Source organism: Cellulomonas sp. P1_G12_2, assembly GCF_056405535.1.
Window position 1 is genome coordinate 360,574 of record NZ_JBFUBX010000004.1, and the last position, 16,256, is coordinate 376,829.

General features: G+C 74.2%; 15 protein-coding genes. 12 read left to right on the plus strand and 3 right to left on the minus strand.

The annotated features are described in order from the left end of the window. The first annotated feature begins 68 nt into the window (after window positions 1-68). Entirely contained in the window at window positions 69-938 is an 870-nt protein-coding gene (locus AC1DXT_RS15665; RefSeq protein WP_477062218.1) for a helix-turn-helix domain-containing protein, read from the plus strand. A 7-nt stretch (window positions 939-945) separates the two neighbouring features. Here the strand turns inward: AC1DXT_RS15665 and AC1DXT_RS15670 are convergent, their stop codons facing one another. Then, window positions 946-1,185: a helix-turn-helix domain-containing protein gene (locus AC1DXT_RS15670; protein ID WP_477062219.1), complete on the minus strand. Its 240-nt coding sequence runs from the start codon at window positions 1,183-1,185 to the stop codon at window positions 946-948. A gap of 304 nt (window positions 1,186-1,489) precedes the next feature. On the opposite strand from AC1DXT_RS15670, the gene AC1DXT_RS15675 reads away from it, so the two are divergent. From AC1DXT_RS15675 to AC1DXT_RS15725, 11 genes are all read left to right on the plus strand, one after another. Further along, entirely contained in the window at window positions 1,490-2,422 is a 933-nt protein-coding gene (locus AC1DXT_RS15675) for an ANTAR domain-containing protein (protein WP_477062220.1), read from the plus strand. Between the two features lie 53 nt (window positions 2,423-2,475). After that, window positions 2,476-2,865 (plus strand): ArsR/SmtB family transcription factor, encoded by a 390-nt coding sequence (locus AC1DXT_RS15680; protein ID WP_477062221.1) that lies wholly within the window; start codon window positions 2,476-2,478, stop codon window positions 2,863-2,865. After that, window positions 2,862-4,574 carry a SulP family inorganic anion transporter gene (locus AC1DXT_RS15685; protein ID WP_477062297.1) on the plus strand — a complete coding sequence of 571 codons (1,713 nt, stop codon included), beginning with the start codon at window positions 2,862-2,864 and terminating at the stop codon, window positions 4,572-4,574. Before AC1DXT_RS15680 ends, AC1DXT_RS15685 begins: the two co-directional genes overlap by 4 nt. Before the next feature lie 39 nt (window positions 4,575-4,613). Then, on the plus strand, window positions 4,614-5,879 hold the full coding sequence (locus AC1DXT_RS15690) for an RNA polymerase factor sigma-54 (protein WP_477062222.1): 1,266 nt from the start codon (window positions 4,614-4,616) through the stop codon (window positions 5,877-5,879). A 203-nt stretch (window positions 5,880-6,082) separates the two neighbouring features. Beyond that, window positions 6,083-6,718, plus strand: a complete 636-nt coding sequence (locus tag AC1DXT_RS15695) for a hypothetical protein (protein WP_477062223.1) — start codon at window positions 6,083-6,085, stop codon at window positions 6,716-6,718. Window positions 6,719-6,728: 10 nt separating this feature from the next. After that, window positions 6,729-7,727 (plus strand): hypothetical protein, encoded by a 999-nt coding sequence (locus AC1DXT_RS15700; RefSeq protein WP_477062224.1) that lies wholly within the window; start codon window positions 6,729-6,731, stop codon window positions 7,725-7,727. Further along, on the plus strand, window positions 7,724-9,088 hold the full coding sequence (locus tag AC1DXT_RS15705) for a hypothetical protein (RefSeq protein WP_477062225.1): 1,365 nt from the start codon (window positions 7,724-7,726) through the stop codon (window positions 9,086-9,088). Before AC1DXT_RS15700 ends, AC1DXT_RS15705 begins: the two co-directional genes overlap by 4 nt. A 10-nt stretch (window positions 9,089-9,098) precedes the next feature. Next, window positions 9,099-10,625: a hypothetical protein gene (locus AC1DXT_RS15710; RefSeq protein ID WP_477062226.1), complete on the plus strand. Its 1,527-nt coding sequence runs from the start codon at window positions 9,099-9,101 to the stop codon at window positions 10,623-10,625. An 11-nt stretch (window positions 10,626-10,636) separates the two neighbouring features. Beyond that, window positions 10,637-11,695 carry a hypothetical protein gene (locus tag AC1DXT_RS15715; protein ID WP_477062227.1) on the plus strand — a complete coding sequence of 353 codons (1,059 nt, stop codon included), beginning with the start codon at window positions 10,637-10,639 and terminating at the stop codon, window positions 11,693-11,695. Then, a complete protein-coding gene (locus tag AC1DXT_RS15720; protein WP_477062228.1) occupies window positions 11,692-12,450 on the plus strand; it encodes an amidohydrolase family protein in 759 nt (252 codons plus the stop codon). Before AC1DXT_RS15715 ends, AC1DXT_RS15720 begins: the two co-directional genes overlap by 4 nt. A gap of 17 nt (window positions 12,451-12,467) precedes the next feature. Then, complete coding sequence (locus AC1DXT_RS15725; protein WP_477062229.1) at window positions 12,468-13,103, plus strand: hypothetical protein; 636 nt, start codon at window positions 12,468-12,470, stop codon at window positions 13,101-13,103. On the opposite strand, the gene AC1DXT_RS15730 is transcribed toward AC1DXT_RS15725, so the two are convergent. Next, window positions 13,058-14,434: a sigma 54-interacting transcriptional regulator gene (locus AC1DXT_RS15730; RefSeq protein ID WP_477062230.1), complete on the minus strand. Its 1,377-nt coding sequence runs from the start codon at window positions 14,432-14,434 to the stop codon at window positions 13,058-13,060. The two genes, AC1DXT_RS15725 and AC1DXT_RS15730, sit on opposite strands and share 46 nt — an antisense overlap. 257 nt (window positions 14,435-14,691) lie before the next feature. Next, the gene (locus AC1DXT_RS15735) at window positions 14,692-16,254 is read right to left on the minus strand and encodes a glycoside hydrolase family 32 protein (RefSeq protein ID WP_477062231.1); all 1,563 of its coding nucleotides are present in this window, start codon (window positions 16,252-16,254) and stop codon (window positions 14,692-14,694) included. Window positions 16,255-16,256 lie beyond the last annotated feature (2 nt).

Below are 16,256 nucleotides of genomic sequence, written 5' to 3' on the forward strand. Positions count from 1 at the left end.
AACCAACTGTGGTCCCCCTCCGCACCGCCCCGGCTGGCCCGTCGCACGGGCGTGGTTAGCATCGAGGAGTGCGCAACGAAGCGCTGCGCCAGTTCCTCATGGTGCGTCGGGCTCGCATCACCCCGGAACGAGCTGGCCTCCCGTCGCCCCGCGGTCCGCGGCGTGTCACGGGCCTGCGCCGCGACGAGGTGGCCTCCCTGGCCGGGATCAGCGCCGGCTACTACAAGCGGGTCGAGCGCGGGGTCGTCACCGGAGTCTCCGCATCGGTGCTGGCCAACCTCGCCCAGGCGCTGCAGCTCAACGACGCCGAGAGCGACTACCTGGCCGACCTCCTGCGTGCTGGTCCCACGTCGAGCCACCCGGCACACCCGCTGCCGCCCGCCCGATCGGTGCGCCCCTTCGTCCTGCAGCTGCTCGCGGCCACCAACCTGCCCTGCTGCGTGCTCGACGACCGGCTCGACGTCCTCGCCGCCAACGACCTGGCCCGGGCCCTCTACCTGCCGCTGTACGAGAGTCCCGCCCGGCCCGTGAACCAGGCACGCTTCACGTTCTGCGACGCGGCGTCCCACGACTACTGGGGCGACTGGGACGCGATGGCCGACCTCGTCGTCTCCCTGCTGCGGGCGAGCTCGGGCCGTGGGCCCGTCGACCCCGGCCTGGCCTGCCTCATCACCGAGCTGCGGACCGGCTGTGCCGACTTCCGCAGCCGGTGGGCGGCGTTCGACGTCGCCTCGGACACCTACGGCGTGCGGGAGATCAACCATCCGCTCGTCGGTCGCCTCACGCTCGAGACGCACTCGATCCCCCTGCCCGAGGACCCCGGCCAGCGCGTCGTGGTGCACACTCCGCAACCGGCGGCGTGCACCGAGCGACAGCTGGCGCGGCTCGCGGCGTGCGGCGCGGACGTGGACGCACCGGCCCAGGCGAGCAGCCGCTGACGCCGCCTCACTCGTCGGGGAGGTGCTGCGATCCCCAGGGAGCGGCGCTCGTCCGGTCCGCGACCCCGATCCTGCGGAAGACGTGCCCCACGTGCACCTTCACCGTCCGCTCGCTGATCCCGAGCGCGCGTCCGATCTGCTTGCCGTCGGCGGCCTGGCCCGCGACCCGCATGCCCTCGGCACCGTCGACCAGCCCCGCCAGCCCCGGCCGGTCGCTCCTCCGTCGGCGCCGAGGATCGCCACGCACGCCGTACACAGCCGGGCCGCGAGCGGCTGGTCGCGCGGTGCGGCGGCGACCAGGCCGGCGAGACGGGCCAGGACCGCGTTGCGGTTGGTCACGGCTCCTCCTCGTTCTCGTCCATGTGTCTGGCCTCCACTTACCCTCCCCCGTCGATGCCCCGCGCCCGGCGCATACTGAACAGGAGTACGCACGCCAGGAGCCCGTCCCTGGCCCTAGTCTCGAAGCACCGTCCTTGGCGGTCAGGCGAGCGTGCCCAGGGCTCAGAAGGAGCCCTCGGAGGAGTTCGCCCGACACCAGTCTGGGGGTCCCGATGCCCGCGACGACCACCCTCGTCGGGCGTTTCCGGATCGCGCCGGCCACCGGCCGTTGGTGGTGGTCCGACCACATGTTCGTCATCCACGGGATGCGACCGGGCGACGTGGTCCCGACCCGCGAGCTCCTGCTCACCCACGCCCGGCACGACGACCGCCCCGCGGTCGCCGCTGCGCTCGACCATGCCGTCGAAGGACCCGACCCCCAAGGGTGCGAGTACTCGCTGCTCGACCTGTCCGGCAAGTGCCACCGCGTCGCGCTCGCTGTCGCCGGCGAGGGCGGCGGGGAGGTGACCGGGTTCCTGGTCGACGTGACCGCCGCCCGGGACGCCCTGCTCGCCGAGCGCGTCAACGCGGACCTGGCGCTCGCCCTGGAGTCTCACGCGGCGATCGACCAGGCCAAGGGCATCCTCATGCTCATCTACGGGGTCGACGACGACGCGGCGTTCGCCCTGCTCAAGCAGAGCTCCCAACGGCACAACGTGCGCCTGCGCACGCTCGCCGATCGCGTGGTCGACGCCGCGCGCGACGGGCTGGACGCCCGTGCGCGCGAGCGCCTCGACGAGGCGCTGTGCGAGGTGTTCGCCGAGGACTCCTCGCCGACGCAGCCGCGCCGCTGCCCGCAGCTCGAGCTCCACGCCGAGACCGTGGACGACCGGTCGATCCTTCGCGTGTGCGGCCGGGTCGACCTGTCCAACCGGGAGGACCTGTCGTCGGCGATCACGCTGGCGATGCTGCGCGCCACCGGAGGCGGCACCGTCACCGTCGACCTGCGTGGTGTGGTCCGCATCGGCGCCGCCGCGTCGGACGTCCTGACGACCGCGCTGCGCCAGAGCGCCGCCCACGGCATCACGATGACGATCATCGGCGGCGGCGTCCCGGTCTACTCGCCGGCGTCCGCGGACCGCTCCCCGGTCAGCTCCCCCGGCTGACGTGGTGGGGAGTGGGTTGAGGATTTGCTAAACTCCTCAACCGAGGAGGTCCCGTGCCCACCACTGCAACGACCGCGCCCCTGTACGCCATCAAGGCGGAGCTGTTCCGCTCGCTCGCGCACCCCACCCGTATCCAGGTCCTCGAGGTGCTCAGCGCCGACGCGAGCCACGCGGCGTCGGTGAGCAGGCTCCTGGCCGCCACGGGCGCGGAGGCCTCGGCCCTCTCGCAGCACCTCGCCGTCCTCAAGCGCGCGGGGGTCGTGGCGTCCACGCGGACCGGGAACACCGTCGTCTACCGCCTGAGCCGACCGTTGGTCGCGGAGCTGCTGGTCGTGGCGCGCGCCTTCCTGCGCGAGATGCTCAGCGCGTCCGGTGCTCAGCTGGCCGCGACGGACGACCTTCCGCCGCTCTCGGAAGGTCGTCCGGGGGGTGGCGGATCCTGAGCGCGTCACTGCGCGGGCTGCTCCCCGGCCGCGCCGACGTCGACCTGCGCCCGCGGACGATCCGCGCCGACGTCGTCGCCGGGCTCACCGTGGGCATCGTCGCCCTGCCGCTGGCCCTCGCGTTCGGCGTGAGCGCCGGCGTGGGTCCTGCCCCCGGGCTGGTCACCGCCGTGGTCGCCGGCATCGTGGCGGCCGTCTTCGGGGGCTCGCGCGTCCAGGTCTCCGGACCCACCGGTGCGATGGCGGTGGTGCTCGCACCGATCGTCGCGACGCACGGACCGACCGCCGTCCCGCTGGTCGCGATCCTGGCGGGGGTGATCGTCCTGCTGGCGGGCGTGACCCGGCTGGGACGCGTGGTGACGTTCATCCCGTGGCCGGTGGTCGAGGGGTTCACCCTCGGCATCGCGACGATCATCTTCCTGCAGCAGGTTCCCGCCGCCGTCGGCGTCGGCGCGACCGTCGGGGGCAACCCCCTCGTCGTCGCGGCGGATGCGGTCACCCACGCAGGTCCGACGGTCTGGTGGGCCCTCGGGACGGTCGCGGTCGTCGCCGCGATCATGCTCGTGCTCCCCCGGTTCGCCCCCGGCCTCCCGGCGTCGCTCGTCGCGGTCGTGGTGGTGACGACCGTCGCCCAGCTCACGCAGGCGCCGCTCGCCCGGATCGGCGCCCTGCCCGACTCGCTGCCCCTTCCGGTCCTCCCGACCGTCGACCTGGGGTTGATCCGCTCGCTCGTCGGCCCCGCCGTGGCCGTGGCCGCGCTCGCCGCCATCGAGTCGCTGCTCTCGGCCCGGGTGGCCGCCGCGATGCCGGCGTCCACCCCTGGACGCGCCGGCACACCGGCGACCTCGGACGACGACGCCCGCCGGTACGACCCCGACCGTGAGCTCGTGGGCCAGGGTCTCGCGTCGATCGCGTCCGGCGCGTTCGGGGGCATGCCCGCGACCGGCGCCATCGCCCGGACCGCGGTGAACGTGCGCGCCGGCGCCCAGACGCGACTGGCCTCGATCACCCACTCCGCGGTGATCCTGGGGGTCATCTACCTCGGAACCGGAGCGGTCTCGGCGATCCCGCTCGCGGCCCTGGCCGGCGTCCTGATGGTCACCGCGACGCGGATGGTCTCGGTTGCGGCCGTCAAGGTCGTCCTGACCTCCACCCGGTCCGACGCGCTCGTGCTCGTGGTCACCGCGGTGATCACCATCGCGGTCGACCTCATCGAGGCCGTGCAGATCGGCCTGCTGGTGGCGGCGTTCTTCGCGCTGCGGGCGGTCTCGCGCGCGACCTCGGTCCGCCGTGAGCCGCTGCCCGGTCCGGCGCACCCCGGCGACGAGCACATCGCCCTGTACCGGCTGGACGGCGCGATGTTCTTCGGTGCCGCCGACCGGATCGGCGCCCAGATCCGCTCGAGCACCGACGCACTGGTCGTCGTCCTGCGCCTCTCGCAGCTCCGGCTGGTCGACGCCACCGGCGCGCACGCCCTGGCCGAGCTGGTCGCCGCCCTCGAGCGCGCCGGTGTCACGGTGCTGGTCAAGGGCGTCCAGCCCCAGCACCTGCAGCTCCTCACCCGCGTCGGCGTCCTCGACGAGCTGCGGCACGAGAACCATCTGTTCGACGACCTCGGGCCCGCGCTCGAGCACGCCAGGTCGCACGTCGCCCGCGCCGCCGCCGAGCACGTCCCCTCCAGCTCCACGGAGGCCCCCGCCGGTCGGTGATCCCTGTCGGCCGCCACCGTCCGGGTCCAGACTGGACCGATGGAGGGGGGCCACGGCGCGGAGCCTGCCCTGCAGGTGGAGCTCGGCCAGCGGTTCCAGCTCACCGGCACGGCGCAGCAGCTCATCGCGATGCTGGCGTCGCGCCAGACGGACGTCGACGCGACGGTGGACACCCATGTCGAGGTCAACCCCGCACTCGTCCGGCGGACACCGCGACGGTGCCGCTGGTGCGCCGCTCCGCTGGAGCGCGGCCGGTGCCCGGCGTGCAGCGGGACCGGTGCGGACGTGCGCGACCTGGACCCGGCAGCACCCCTGGACGCGCGCGCTCAGGTGCTGCAGGACGCCCGCGCGCTCGTGCCCGCCGGGCACGAAGGCGATGTCGAGCTGGTCATGGCGCTGCTGGACGAGCGAGGGCTCCTGCCCGGCGGGATCGAGGCGGTCGGCGGTCACCCGGACGAGCGCCTCCGCGTGGCGCTCGACGCGGTGCGGGCCGTGGCGCCGCCGGGCACAGGAGAGCCCGACCTGCTCGCGTGCCTGCTCGCCCAGGCCCGGTGGCACGCTGAGCACGGCGGCCCCGCCCTCCTGGTGACCCTCGTGCAGGACCACCTGCAGGACCTCGGCGACGACGGTCTCGCCGGGCGGCTCGGGGTGACTCCCGCCGAGCTGAGCGATGCCCGGGCCGTCCTGCGGACGCGGCTGACCGTCGCCCCGCTGCCCCTCGGTGGCGACGACGCCGCTCTCGCGCCGCCGGACGTGGTGGTGCGCGAGGTGCACCGTCGCCTCGTGGTCGAGGCCCTGGACGCGGGCGACCTCGGGCTGGCCGTCGACGACGAGCTCGCCGCCCTCCCGCTCGGTGCCGAGGCGGCGCGGTGGCGCGACGCGCACGTCGCCGACGCCCGGCGGCTGCTCTACCTGCTCGACCACCGCGCGGACACCCTCCGTCGCGTGACCGCCACTGCCCTCGAGGTGCAGGAGGACTTCGTCCGGCACGGACGCGCGGCGCACCGCCCGCTCACGCGCGCCCAGGTGGCCGGGCGACTGGGCCTGCACCCGTCGACCGTGTCGCGGGTCGTCCACGGAGCGGTCGTGGCGCTGCCCGACCGGCGGGTGCTGCCGCTGGCGGCCTTCTTCGGCACGGCGGAGGCCCCGCGCGAGGCGGTCGCCCGGCTGTTCGCGTCGGACGACCCGCCGCACAGCGACGACGAGGCGCGCATCCGGCTGGCCGCGCAGGGCGTCCACCTGGCGCGCCGCACGGTTGCCAAGTACCGCGCATCCGAAGGCCGTCGCCGAGCCGCGGCCACCTGAGCCCGCGAAGCGCGCTTCTCGCCGACCCGTCCCGGCACGCGCCCGGACGAAGCGGGCTTCCACCGACTCCCCGGGCACCACCTCCCCGAGAAGCGCGCACCACCTGACCGGATGCACGGCGGACCGCTCGCGCGACGGTGTGGCACGGAACGTGCATGTGGTGGGGCACAGCGAGTTCACACGTCGGGGGAAGGGATCCGCCCATGCATGACATCGACCGAGCCCTGTTCGAGATGGGCCAGGAGACCGCCTGGGAAGGCGAGTCGGAGGACGAGTTCGCGGGACAGGCCGAGATGGAGCTGGCGACCGAGCTGCTCGAGATCACCAACGAGGAGGAGCTCGACCGGTTCCTCGGAGACGTGCTGCGTGGTGCCGTGCGTGCCGGGTCGGCCTTCGCGCGGTCGAGCGCGGGCCGGGCTGTCGGCGGCCTGCTGAAGTCCGCGGCGAAGCAGGCCCTCCCCCACGTCGGACGCGCGCTGGGCGGGCTGGTGCCCGGGGGCGGCGACATCGGAGGCAAGCTCGGCAGCTTCGTCGCCAGCCGGCTGGAGGCCGAGCTCGAGGGCCTGTCGCAGGAGGATCGCGAGCTCGAGATCAGCCGCGCCTTCGTGCGCTTCGCGGACGCGACGGCACGCGAGGCCGCCGCGGCGCCGCGTGGCGTGCCCCCGCAGGTCGCCGCGCAGCGCTCCGCCATGGCGGCCGCTCGCCGCTACCTGCCGGCCCTCACCCCGGTGATCAGCCGTCTTGCCCCGCCGTCGGGCGGGCCAGGACCGCGTCGGCCGCGGTCCACGTCGGGGCGCTGGGTGCGCCGCGGCCCGAACATCGTCCTGCTCAACGCGTAGGGAGACAGCCATGACGTACCAGACCGAGTGGGCCGCAGAGGGTCCGCTGCAGGAGTGGGAGATCACCGGTGAGGGCGAGTGGTCCGGCGAAGGTGAGGGCGAGTGGTCCGGCGAGGGCGAGGGCGAGTGGTCCGGCGAAGGTGAGGGCGAATGGTCCGGCGAGGGCGAGGGCGAGTGGTCCGGCGAAGGTGAGGGCGAGTGGTCCGGCGAGAGCGAGGACGAGCTGGTCCAGGAGCTGTTCGAGATCACGTCGGAGGACGAGCTCGACCAGTTCCTCGGCAAGCTGGTCAAGGGTGCCGGCAAGTTCCTCAAGTCCGGTGTGGGCAAGGCCGTGACGGGCGTCCTGAAGAAGGTGGCCAAGACCGCGCTGCCCATGGTGGGCGGCGCCCTGGGCAGCCTGGTGGCGCCCGGGATCGGCACCGCGATCGGCGGCAAGCTCGGCTCCATGGCCTCGAGCCTGCTCGAGGCGGAGGAGGCCGAGGTCCTCGGTGAGGAAGAGGCCGAGTACGAGGCCGCCCGGCGCTTCGTGCAGTTCGGGCGCGCGACCGCGAGGTACGCCGCGGCCGCGCCGTCGTCGCTGCCCCCGCAGGTCGTCGCGCGCAGCTCGGCCGTGAGCGCGGCGCGGCGTTACGCCCCGTCGCTCCTGCGTCCGTCGACACCCGGCTGGCGCACTCGGCGTCAGCAGCGCCTCGGCACCTCCGGAGGCCGTCCGAGCGCGGCCCGCTCCGGGTACGGCAGCGCCTACGGCGGCCGGACCCCGAGCTACGGCGGCACCTCACGCAGCCGCTACCGCTCCTCGGCCGGCGGCTACCGCACGCAGCCACGAGGTTCCTCCGGCTACGGCGGCTCGTCCTGGCCGTCCCGCCGCCGCCCCCGGGGTGGGGTCTGGGGCGGCGGCTACTGGCCCGCTTACGGCACGTGGGACTCCGGGTGGGACGAGCCGCAGGGCGGCGACTGGTTCGGCGACGACTCCGGACCCGACACGGAGCTGGGGTTCGAGTTCGCATGATCACGCACGTCGAGCAGCGCGGAGCGGTGCCCACCGTCCTGGACGGTGAGGCACTGGCTCCCGCGCTCATCGCCCAGGAAGCCCAGGCGCTGCTCGTGCGGCTCGGGAGCCTGCGCCCGTTCGTGATGACCGAGACGATGGTGCTGGCCGCCGCCCTGCCGTACGAGGCGCACCGGGCGATCGAGCACTTCCTGCACTCCGGCCGCACCACGCTCCGTCACCAGGTGGGGGCGTTCCTCGAATGGCTCGACGGCCCGGGCCGGGAGGCGCCCGCGTGGGAGCAGCAGCGCAGGTTCGTCGCCATCCGCATGCGGTTCAACGACGTGCTCTCGCAGCTCGACCTCTTCGCGGAGGTCGTCACGCAACGCAGCGAGCAGGGCACGGGCGTCTGGCTCTCGGGTCTCGACGGGCTCGCCCGCGACGCGGTCCAGGTGCCGGGGTCCCCGGTGCCCCCACCTCCGCTCGTGTGCTACCTGGCGCGCGGCCCCGGTGCGGCCATCCGCCGTGCACGGACCCGGCTCCCCGGGGGGCGGCTGTCGCCCGTCGCCATCATCCGGGTGCCCCGCGAGCGCATGGTCGGGCACGGCGTCGCGTCCTCGCTCGTGCACGAGGTGGGCCACCAGGTGGCTGCGCAGCTCGACCTCGTGCCGTCGCTGCAGGCCGAGATCGACCGGCGAGCGGCGCGCGGGGACAGCCGCGCGTGGGCCGGCTGGCGATCCACGGTCTCCGAGTGCATCGCGGACCTGTGGTCCGTCGGCAAGCTCGGCATCTCCTCGACCCTCGGGCTGCTCGCGGTGGTGAGCCTGCCGCGCGCGCTGACGTTCCGCCCACCGCGCGGAGACCCGCACCCGATGCCCTACGTGCGAGTCCTGCTGTCGGCGGCCGTCGGGATGACCCTGTACCCGCACCCCCAGTGGGCGGCTCTCGTCGCGGCGTGGAAGGCCTGCTACCCGGTCGGCGACGTCACGCCCGAGGTGCAGGAGGACATCGCCCGGCTCGAGCGCACCGCGCCGGCGATGGCGGAGCTCATGGCCGCCCACCGACCGCCCGCGCTCGGGGGACGCAGCATCGCCGACGTGCTGCCGCTCGGGTCGCGCACGCCCGAGAGCCTCGTGGCGCGGTTCCAGGCCTGGGGCGACGACCTCGGCGTCCTGGCCCGTCAGCCGCCGAGCCTCGTGTTCGCCGTCATGGGCCAGGCCCGTGCGGCCGGGCTCGTGGCCCCGCGCGCCGAGTCGGCCCTGCTCACCGACGTGCTGTCCGCCTGGGCGGTGCGCTCGAGCATCGACGTCATGCAACGTCCGCACTCCACCCTCGCACCCCTGCGCCCCGCGACGCCGGTCGCGGACAGCGCCCAGCCCTGAAGGGAACACCATGGTCCAGATCAGTAACCCGCAGCTGAAGTCCAAGGGCCGGGTCGTCATCGACGTCGCCGACCTCGACCCGAAGGCCGCCTACCACTTCGTCCTGCGCGGCCCGGCAGGGTTCGACCCGCTCGGTCGGGAACCGGACAAGGGCAAGACGTCGACGCAGCTGAGGTTCGAGCTCGCGAACGCGCCGACCGGGGCCTACCAGCTCATCGCGTTCGAGCGCGACGGTGAGGAGGAGATCGAGGTCGCCGAACGAGCCTTCCACCTGCTCGGCGCCTCGGACCCGGTGGTGAACGACCCGCCGGCCACCCGCGTGCAGCTCGACCGGACGCGGACGGTCCCCACCGAGGACCAGGTGCTCACCGACGAGATCCTGCGGGTGACGTCCGCGCGGAGCTTCCCGGAGTACCAGGACTTCGTGGACGCGGCGCTGCTGCGCGAGACGGGCGGGGCGTTCTCCCCGCAGGCCTACGACGTCATCATCCGGGCGACGCGGGAGTTCCTCGAGCTCGACACCACGGACATCATCGACGTCGGCGGACGCTTCCTCGTCAACGGTGCCCTGCCGTACCTGAACAACGTCGCCTCCCGGTTCCGGGACGTGCGCGGGGGTCTCGAGAGCACCGAACGCGTCTCCGACATCGACGAGACCCTCCTCACGGCACCCGCACCCGTGGAGCTCATCTGGTCCTACTGGAACGAGGAGGCCGGGGTGCCTCAAGCCCTGAACCACATCCTCGCCCGGTTCCAGAACCGCCGGCTGCCGGGGGGCATCGAGCCGCTGGCGCGGTTCTCGCTGAGCTACCTGCGACCGCTGCGCAACCTGCTCTTCACCTGGGGCGACCGGGAGATCGACCGTCTGACCGTCCGCCGGCGGGCCGCCGAGTACCAGTACGAGTACGGGCTCGACCTCATCGGACGCGCCGTCCCCGACTCGGCCCGCTACGTCGAGCGCCGCAGCCGGTTCCTCGAGTCGTTCCACACGCTGCTGCACGAGGCGCTCGTGTTCTACCGGCTCGACGACGACACGACGGTCGTGGCCAACGCGTTCCCCGTGCTCAACGCGCTGCGGGACACGCACCTGGTGCTCGCGGAGGGTGCGGAGAACCAGTTCGACGGCGTGCCCCTGCAGTCGCGCATCGAGATCCTGGCAATGCAGTACATCCTGGCGCAGTCCGAGATGCGGGACTTCCTGGGCGGGCGGCCGATGGTCCCGTACGAGGAGGCGTGGATGGACCGCGTCGACACCATGCGGTCCCTGTACGGCTGGGGCGACGCGAGCGTGACGCACTTCCACGAGCTGGCGGTGCACGGCGAGGCGCTCGTGATGAGCGTGCGCTGGGGCGACTGGAACGCCATCGGTCTGAAGGCCGACTCGGCCGCCAACTGGGCGCGGCTGATGCGCGACGCGGTCCAGCGCTACGTCCACGCGTACCGCTCGGTCACCGGGGTCGACCTGCAGCTGGGGGTCGACGCCACCATGCCGGCGTTGCTGCTCGCGCGGCGCAACCGGACCCGCGCCCGGGCCTGAGGCGGTGCGCGGTGCTCGACCTGACGTCGTCGCTGTTCCTCGGCCTGCGCCACGGGTCCGACGAGCTCGGCGGGTGGGCGACCCTCACCACCGGGCGCGCAGCGGCGCTCGGTGAGCCGGACCTCGCACGCCGGGTGGCGGCGCGGGTGGCGGCGAGCCAGGACGCGGCCGCGGGCGTCGTGCACCGCTCGGCCCTGCACGCGCTGGTCGACGTCGTGGACGTGCTCGCCCCCACGGCGGTCGTCGTCGACGCGCACGCGTACCCGCTCGTCGGGCTCGCCGCCGGGTCGGCGGCGGCTCGTCGGGGCGCCACCGTCCGGACGTTCGCCCACCACGACGTCGGAGACGCCCGTCGCGTCCTGGCGGGATCCGGCGCGCGACGTCCCGTCCTGGTGACCGACGGGTGGTGCGTCGGCTGCAACCGGCCCGCGCCCCTGGCCGACCTGGAGAGGGCCATCCTCGCGCACGGGGGCACGCTCGTCGTCGACGACACGCAGGCGTACGGCGTGCTCGGCCACCGCTCCGGGCACGGCGGCTTCGGGCTCGACGGGGGTGGCACCTGGCGCTGGTCGGGCGGCCGTCCGGTGTCCGCCGTGCAGGTGGTGTCCCTCGCCAAGGGGCTCGGCGCGCCGGTCGCGGTGACCACCGGGCCACGACCGCTCGTCGAGGAGCTGAGGACGCACGGGACGCGGTGGCACTCCAGCGCGCCCACCTCGGTGGACCTCCTTGCCGCCGACCGGGCGACGGCCCCGCGACTGCGCGACGAGCTGGCTGGCCGGCGGCGACGCCTGTGGAGCGTGGTGCTCGCGCTGCGCGACGGGCTGCGGCGGCTCGGGCTCATGGTGGCGGGACTGCCCTTCCCGCTCGTGCACGTGCGTGCTCCGTCGGCCGACCCGGTGCGGCTGGTGCACGGCCTGGGCGCTCGGGGGATCCGCGGGCTGGCCCTCGCGCCCGGTTGCCATCCGGCACCGACACTCACCTTCGCGCTCCGGTCGGACCTCACCGACCGCGACGTGCGCACCGTGCTCGCAGCGCTGCGCGAGGTGCTGGCGCAGGAGGTGGCGGCGTGATCATCGACGCGCACTGCCACGCAGGTCTGGGGGACGTCATGCCCGACCCGCTCGGGCGGTCCGCAGACGCACCGTTGCGTCGCTACGCCACCAGGGCCGCACGCGCAGGCATCACCCACACGCTCCTGATGGCGCCGCCGTCGGAGGACTACACGGTGGCGAACCGGGCCGTGGCACGCCTGGTCCGCGGTGCACCGCACCGGTGGACCGGGATCGCGTTCGTCGGCACGCGGGCGGACGCGGGCCGGGTCGCGACGATGGTCGGGACGGCCGTCGACCGGTGGGGCTTCCGTGCGATCAAGGTGCACTGGCGCGACGGCGACATGACCGACGAGGTGGCCCGCGTCGCGCAGGCCCGCCGCCTGCCCGTGGTCCACGACCCCGGCGGCGACGTGCAGCAGGTCGACCACTTCTCGGCCCGCTACCCCGACGTCGCCTGGGTCATCCCCCACCTGTCGTCGTTCGCGGACGACTGGCGCGCGCAGGTCCGGCTGACCGACCTGCTGGAGACCCGACCCAACGTGTTCACCGACACGTCGGGCGTCCGATACATCGACGTCCTGGTCGACGCCCTGCGTCGCGCCGGCGCGCACAAGGTCCTGTTCGGCACCGACGGGCCCTACCTGCACCCGGCCGTCGAGCTGGCGAAGGTGCAGGTCATGCGCCTCACGCCCCCGGCGCGCCACCTCGTGCTCGCCGGCAACGTCCAGCGCCTGGTCGCCCGGGTGCGCCGCAGCACTCCCATCCCGCACTGAGCACCCCGGAGGAACCGATGTCCACCGTCGCCGCTTGGACCGTCCCCACCTCGCCGTCGCCGTCGACCGCGCACCAGATGCTCCCCCACCCGGCCATCCCCGCTGGCGGCCCGCAGCACGCGTACTCCGGGCCGGGCATCGCCGAGATCAAGCCGCACAACCCGACCGGCATCCGCGACGGCCTGCGGCAGCTGCACTCCCGGCGCAGGACGTTCCGGCGGGCGCACGGCAAGGACCCGGACATGTACCTGATCACCTACTGGCACCGTCCCGGCGCGGCCCCCACCCGAGTCACGTTCTTCCTGCTCAAGCCGCTGAAGAAGCACCTGCCGGACGCCCCGCGCCGGACCGGTGACGCGCGGTCGTGGCTGGCGTCGCTCGGCGTGTGGAACCGGCTCGGCAGCCCGGTGGACCTGCCCGGTCACTCGGCCCGGTCGTGGGCACGCGCGATCGGGCCGGCCGCGCGCGGTCTGCTGGTGGAACCGCTCGCCCGCCGGGCGTTCTTCGCCCACCCGGGGTTCCGCGGACGCGCGACCGACCTGGCCCCGGCCAAGCAGTCGCAGATGCAGGGTCCGGACGTCTACTGGCGTGAGCTCGCCGAGTACCTCTACGAGCTCGCCTCGGAGCTCGGGTCGGTCGACCGGGCGGCCTGACCGCGATCGAGCGCCGCGGTGCGGTAGTCGAGCGCGCGACGGCTGACCCCGAGGAGGTGCGCCGCGGCACTGCTGCCGCCCGCGAGGTCGAGCGCAGCACGCGTCGCGACGTCGGCGGTGCGCGCCTTGAGCTCCTTGAGCCCGACCCCGGCACGCAGGGCGTCGCGCACGGCCCCCTCGAGCCCCTGCTCCCACCGAGCGGCGGGGTAAGGCGAGCCGTCGGTCGACCCGACCGGCCTGTCCTCGGGGGGCAGGTCACCGGGCGTCACCGGTCCCTCGCCCACGTGGCGCGCGGCTACCCGTGCGGCGACCTGGCGCAGCTCGCGGACGTTCCCCGGGAACTCCCGCTCCTCGAGCGCCGCCGCCACCTCGGGAACGACGTCGGGTACACGGCCGTCGGCGCACTGCTCCGCGAGGAAGTGCCGGAACAGTGGCACCACGTCCTCGCGCCGGGCGCGCAGCGGGGGGACGTGCAGGTGGGAGGCCGCGAGGCGGTGGTACAGGTCGGCCCGGAAGCCGTCCGCCTGCAGGTCCCGGTGCGTCGCGGCGACGAGACGGAAGTCCGTGCGGCGCCGGTGCGTGCCGCCGACCGTCTGGTACGTCCCCTCCTGGACCACCCGGAGCAGCGCGGCCTGCAGACCCGTGGGCAGCTCGCCGACCTCGTCGAGGAACAGGGTCCCCCCGTCCGCGCGGGCGAACGCGCCCTCGTGCGCGGCCGTCGCGCCGGTGAACGCACCCCGCTCGTGCCCGAAGAACTCGCTGCCCGCCAGCGTCGGGACCACGGTCGTGCAGTCGATGAGCACGAGGTCACCGCCGGACCGGTGAGGGTCGAGCCGGTGCACCAGCCGCGCGGCGACCTCCTTGCCGACCCCGGTCTCGCCGGTGAGCAGGACCGGCGAGCGGGAGAACCGCGCGACCTCCACCAGCTCGCGCAGGAAGTCGCGCCAGCAGGACGACGAGCCGACGGAGGTCGCCGTCACCTCGCCGGAGGTCACCAGCCGGTCGACGGCCTCCCACCGGGTGAGACGCTCCAGGACGGGGACCAGGTCGTCGTCGCCGTCGAGGTGCACCACGTCCGCCGCGCCGCGGGCGAGCAACGTCCAGGGATCGACCCGGACCCCGGGCAGTGCAGCCACGAGCACCCGACCCGACGCCGTGTCCGGCCAGACCGTTCCCCCCGACGAGGTCGTCTCCGAGAGGACCACGACGCCGGGCGCACCGTCGGGCCACGCGTCCGGCGCGCGCGCGTCCGCGTCGCGGAGGCCGGCCGCGAGCAGCCGGGCGCGCAACCGTGCAGATCGCGGCGACGAGGCGAGCCGGAACCATGCCATGGTGCCCCCCGGTCTGCACCCACGGGCACATGCCGTGCCGCGGGCACCGCGCCGGACCAGCCCCCGGACAACACCACGACACCGTGGCCACGGCGATCGCGCACCTGCCCGGCCCACGGCCCGCGACGCCCACTGCGCCGGACCCGCCCGCGATGCCGACCGTCTGCAGCACCACCGAGCCGGGTCCGAATTGTCCCGCTCGACGAGTCTGTTTGCCCGGCACACCACCGTCAAGGATCCGCGGTCCAGAGGTCCGCTCAGCGCCAGATCGAGTCGAGGGGCCAGTAGGTGAGGCTGCGCAGCCGGGGTCGGCCGTGCTCGGAGACCAGCGACAGTCCCTGCCCGTCCCCCGCGGGGAACGCCAGCATCGTGCCGGTCAGCGCGCCGTCGTCGACGAACACCTCCACCGAGGACGCGTCGACCAGGAGGTGCAACCGGACGGTCCCGTCTCTCGGACGGTAGGCCGCCGAGCGCCGCACGGCGAAGTCGGCAAGCACGCCACCCGTGCGCTCCAGGTAGATCTGGCCACCGTCGGCGGTGGTGTAACCGACCTCGACAGACTCCTCGACGAGCCCGTCCGCCCCCCGGCTCTCGAGCACGCGCAGCCCCACGCGCCCCGCGTCACCCGTCTCGATCTCGGCCTCGAGCTCGTAGGGCGGACCTCCCAGCGGGAGCGGTGTGTCGCGCTCGATCGCTCGGGAACCGATCCGCACGGGCTGCCCGCGAAGGGACGCGAGCTCCGCCGCGGGAGACTGCACGAGGCGGACCTGCCCGCCGACGGTGCGCAGACCGAGGTCACGCGGCACGCTCATCGCATTCGTCCACGGTCGGGTCGGGGCCTCGTACGGATACCGCCAGTTCCCCATCCACCCGATCCACACGCGGCGGCCGTCGGGCGCCTGCTCGTAGGACTGCGCGGCGTAGAAGTCCTGACCCAGGTCGGTCAGCTGAACAGAGTCGTGAGGCACGGACGGGTCCCGGGTGAAGGTGGTCCCGTCGAAGTCGCCGACGAAGTACTGCGCGGTGGACCCGCCTGTGGCGTCGCTCGCTCCCACGGACACCGTCAGCACCCACCGCACCCGATCGGGGTCCCCGTCGACCTGCAACGGGAAGAGGTCGGGGCACTCCCAGACCGCCGAGTGCAGGCCCTGGCCGCGGCCGAAGCGGCTGAGCTCCACCCATCGCAGGAGGTCGGGCGACGCCAACAGCGTGACCTCGTCACCGGTGCTCACCACCATCACCCAGCGCCCGGTCGGCTCGTGCCAGAACACCTTCGGGTCACGGAAGTCCACCCGGCCACCGTTGGCGACCACCGGGTTGTCCGCGTACCGCTGCCAGGTCAGTCCGCCGTCCGACGAGTACGCCAGGCTCTGCGACTCGCCGCCCACCGTGCTCGTGTACACGGCGACCAGTCCTCCCGGCGGGCCACCGAACAGGCCGCTCGTATCCGCGGCGTCGACCACGACGCTGCCCGAGAGCGCCTGCCCGAGCTCATCGTGCTGCAGCGCGGTCGGCAGCGTCGTCCAGTGCACGGCGTCGGGGCTCACCGCGTGCGCCCACGTGCCGTCCTGCTGGTGGAACAAGTGCCACCGCCCATCGTCGTGGACGAGCCCGTCCGGGTCCGCCAGGCGCCCCTCCGGCGGGGAGTAGTGGAACTGCGGACGCCAGCGCTCGGTGTACGGGGTCGACGGTGACGGGGCGGGGCGGCCGTCGTCGTCGCCACCGGTGCACGCGCACAGCCCGAGACCGAGCGCGACCATCGCCGCCACGACGCGTCGCGCGCGTGCACGCCAGGTGACCCCCGCCGGGGCGGGGGTCACCT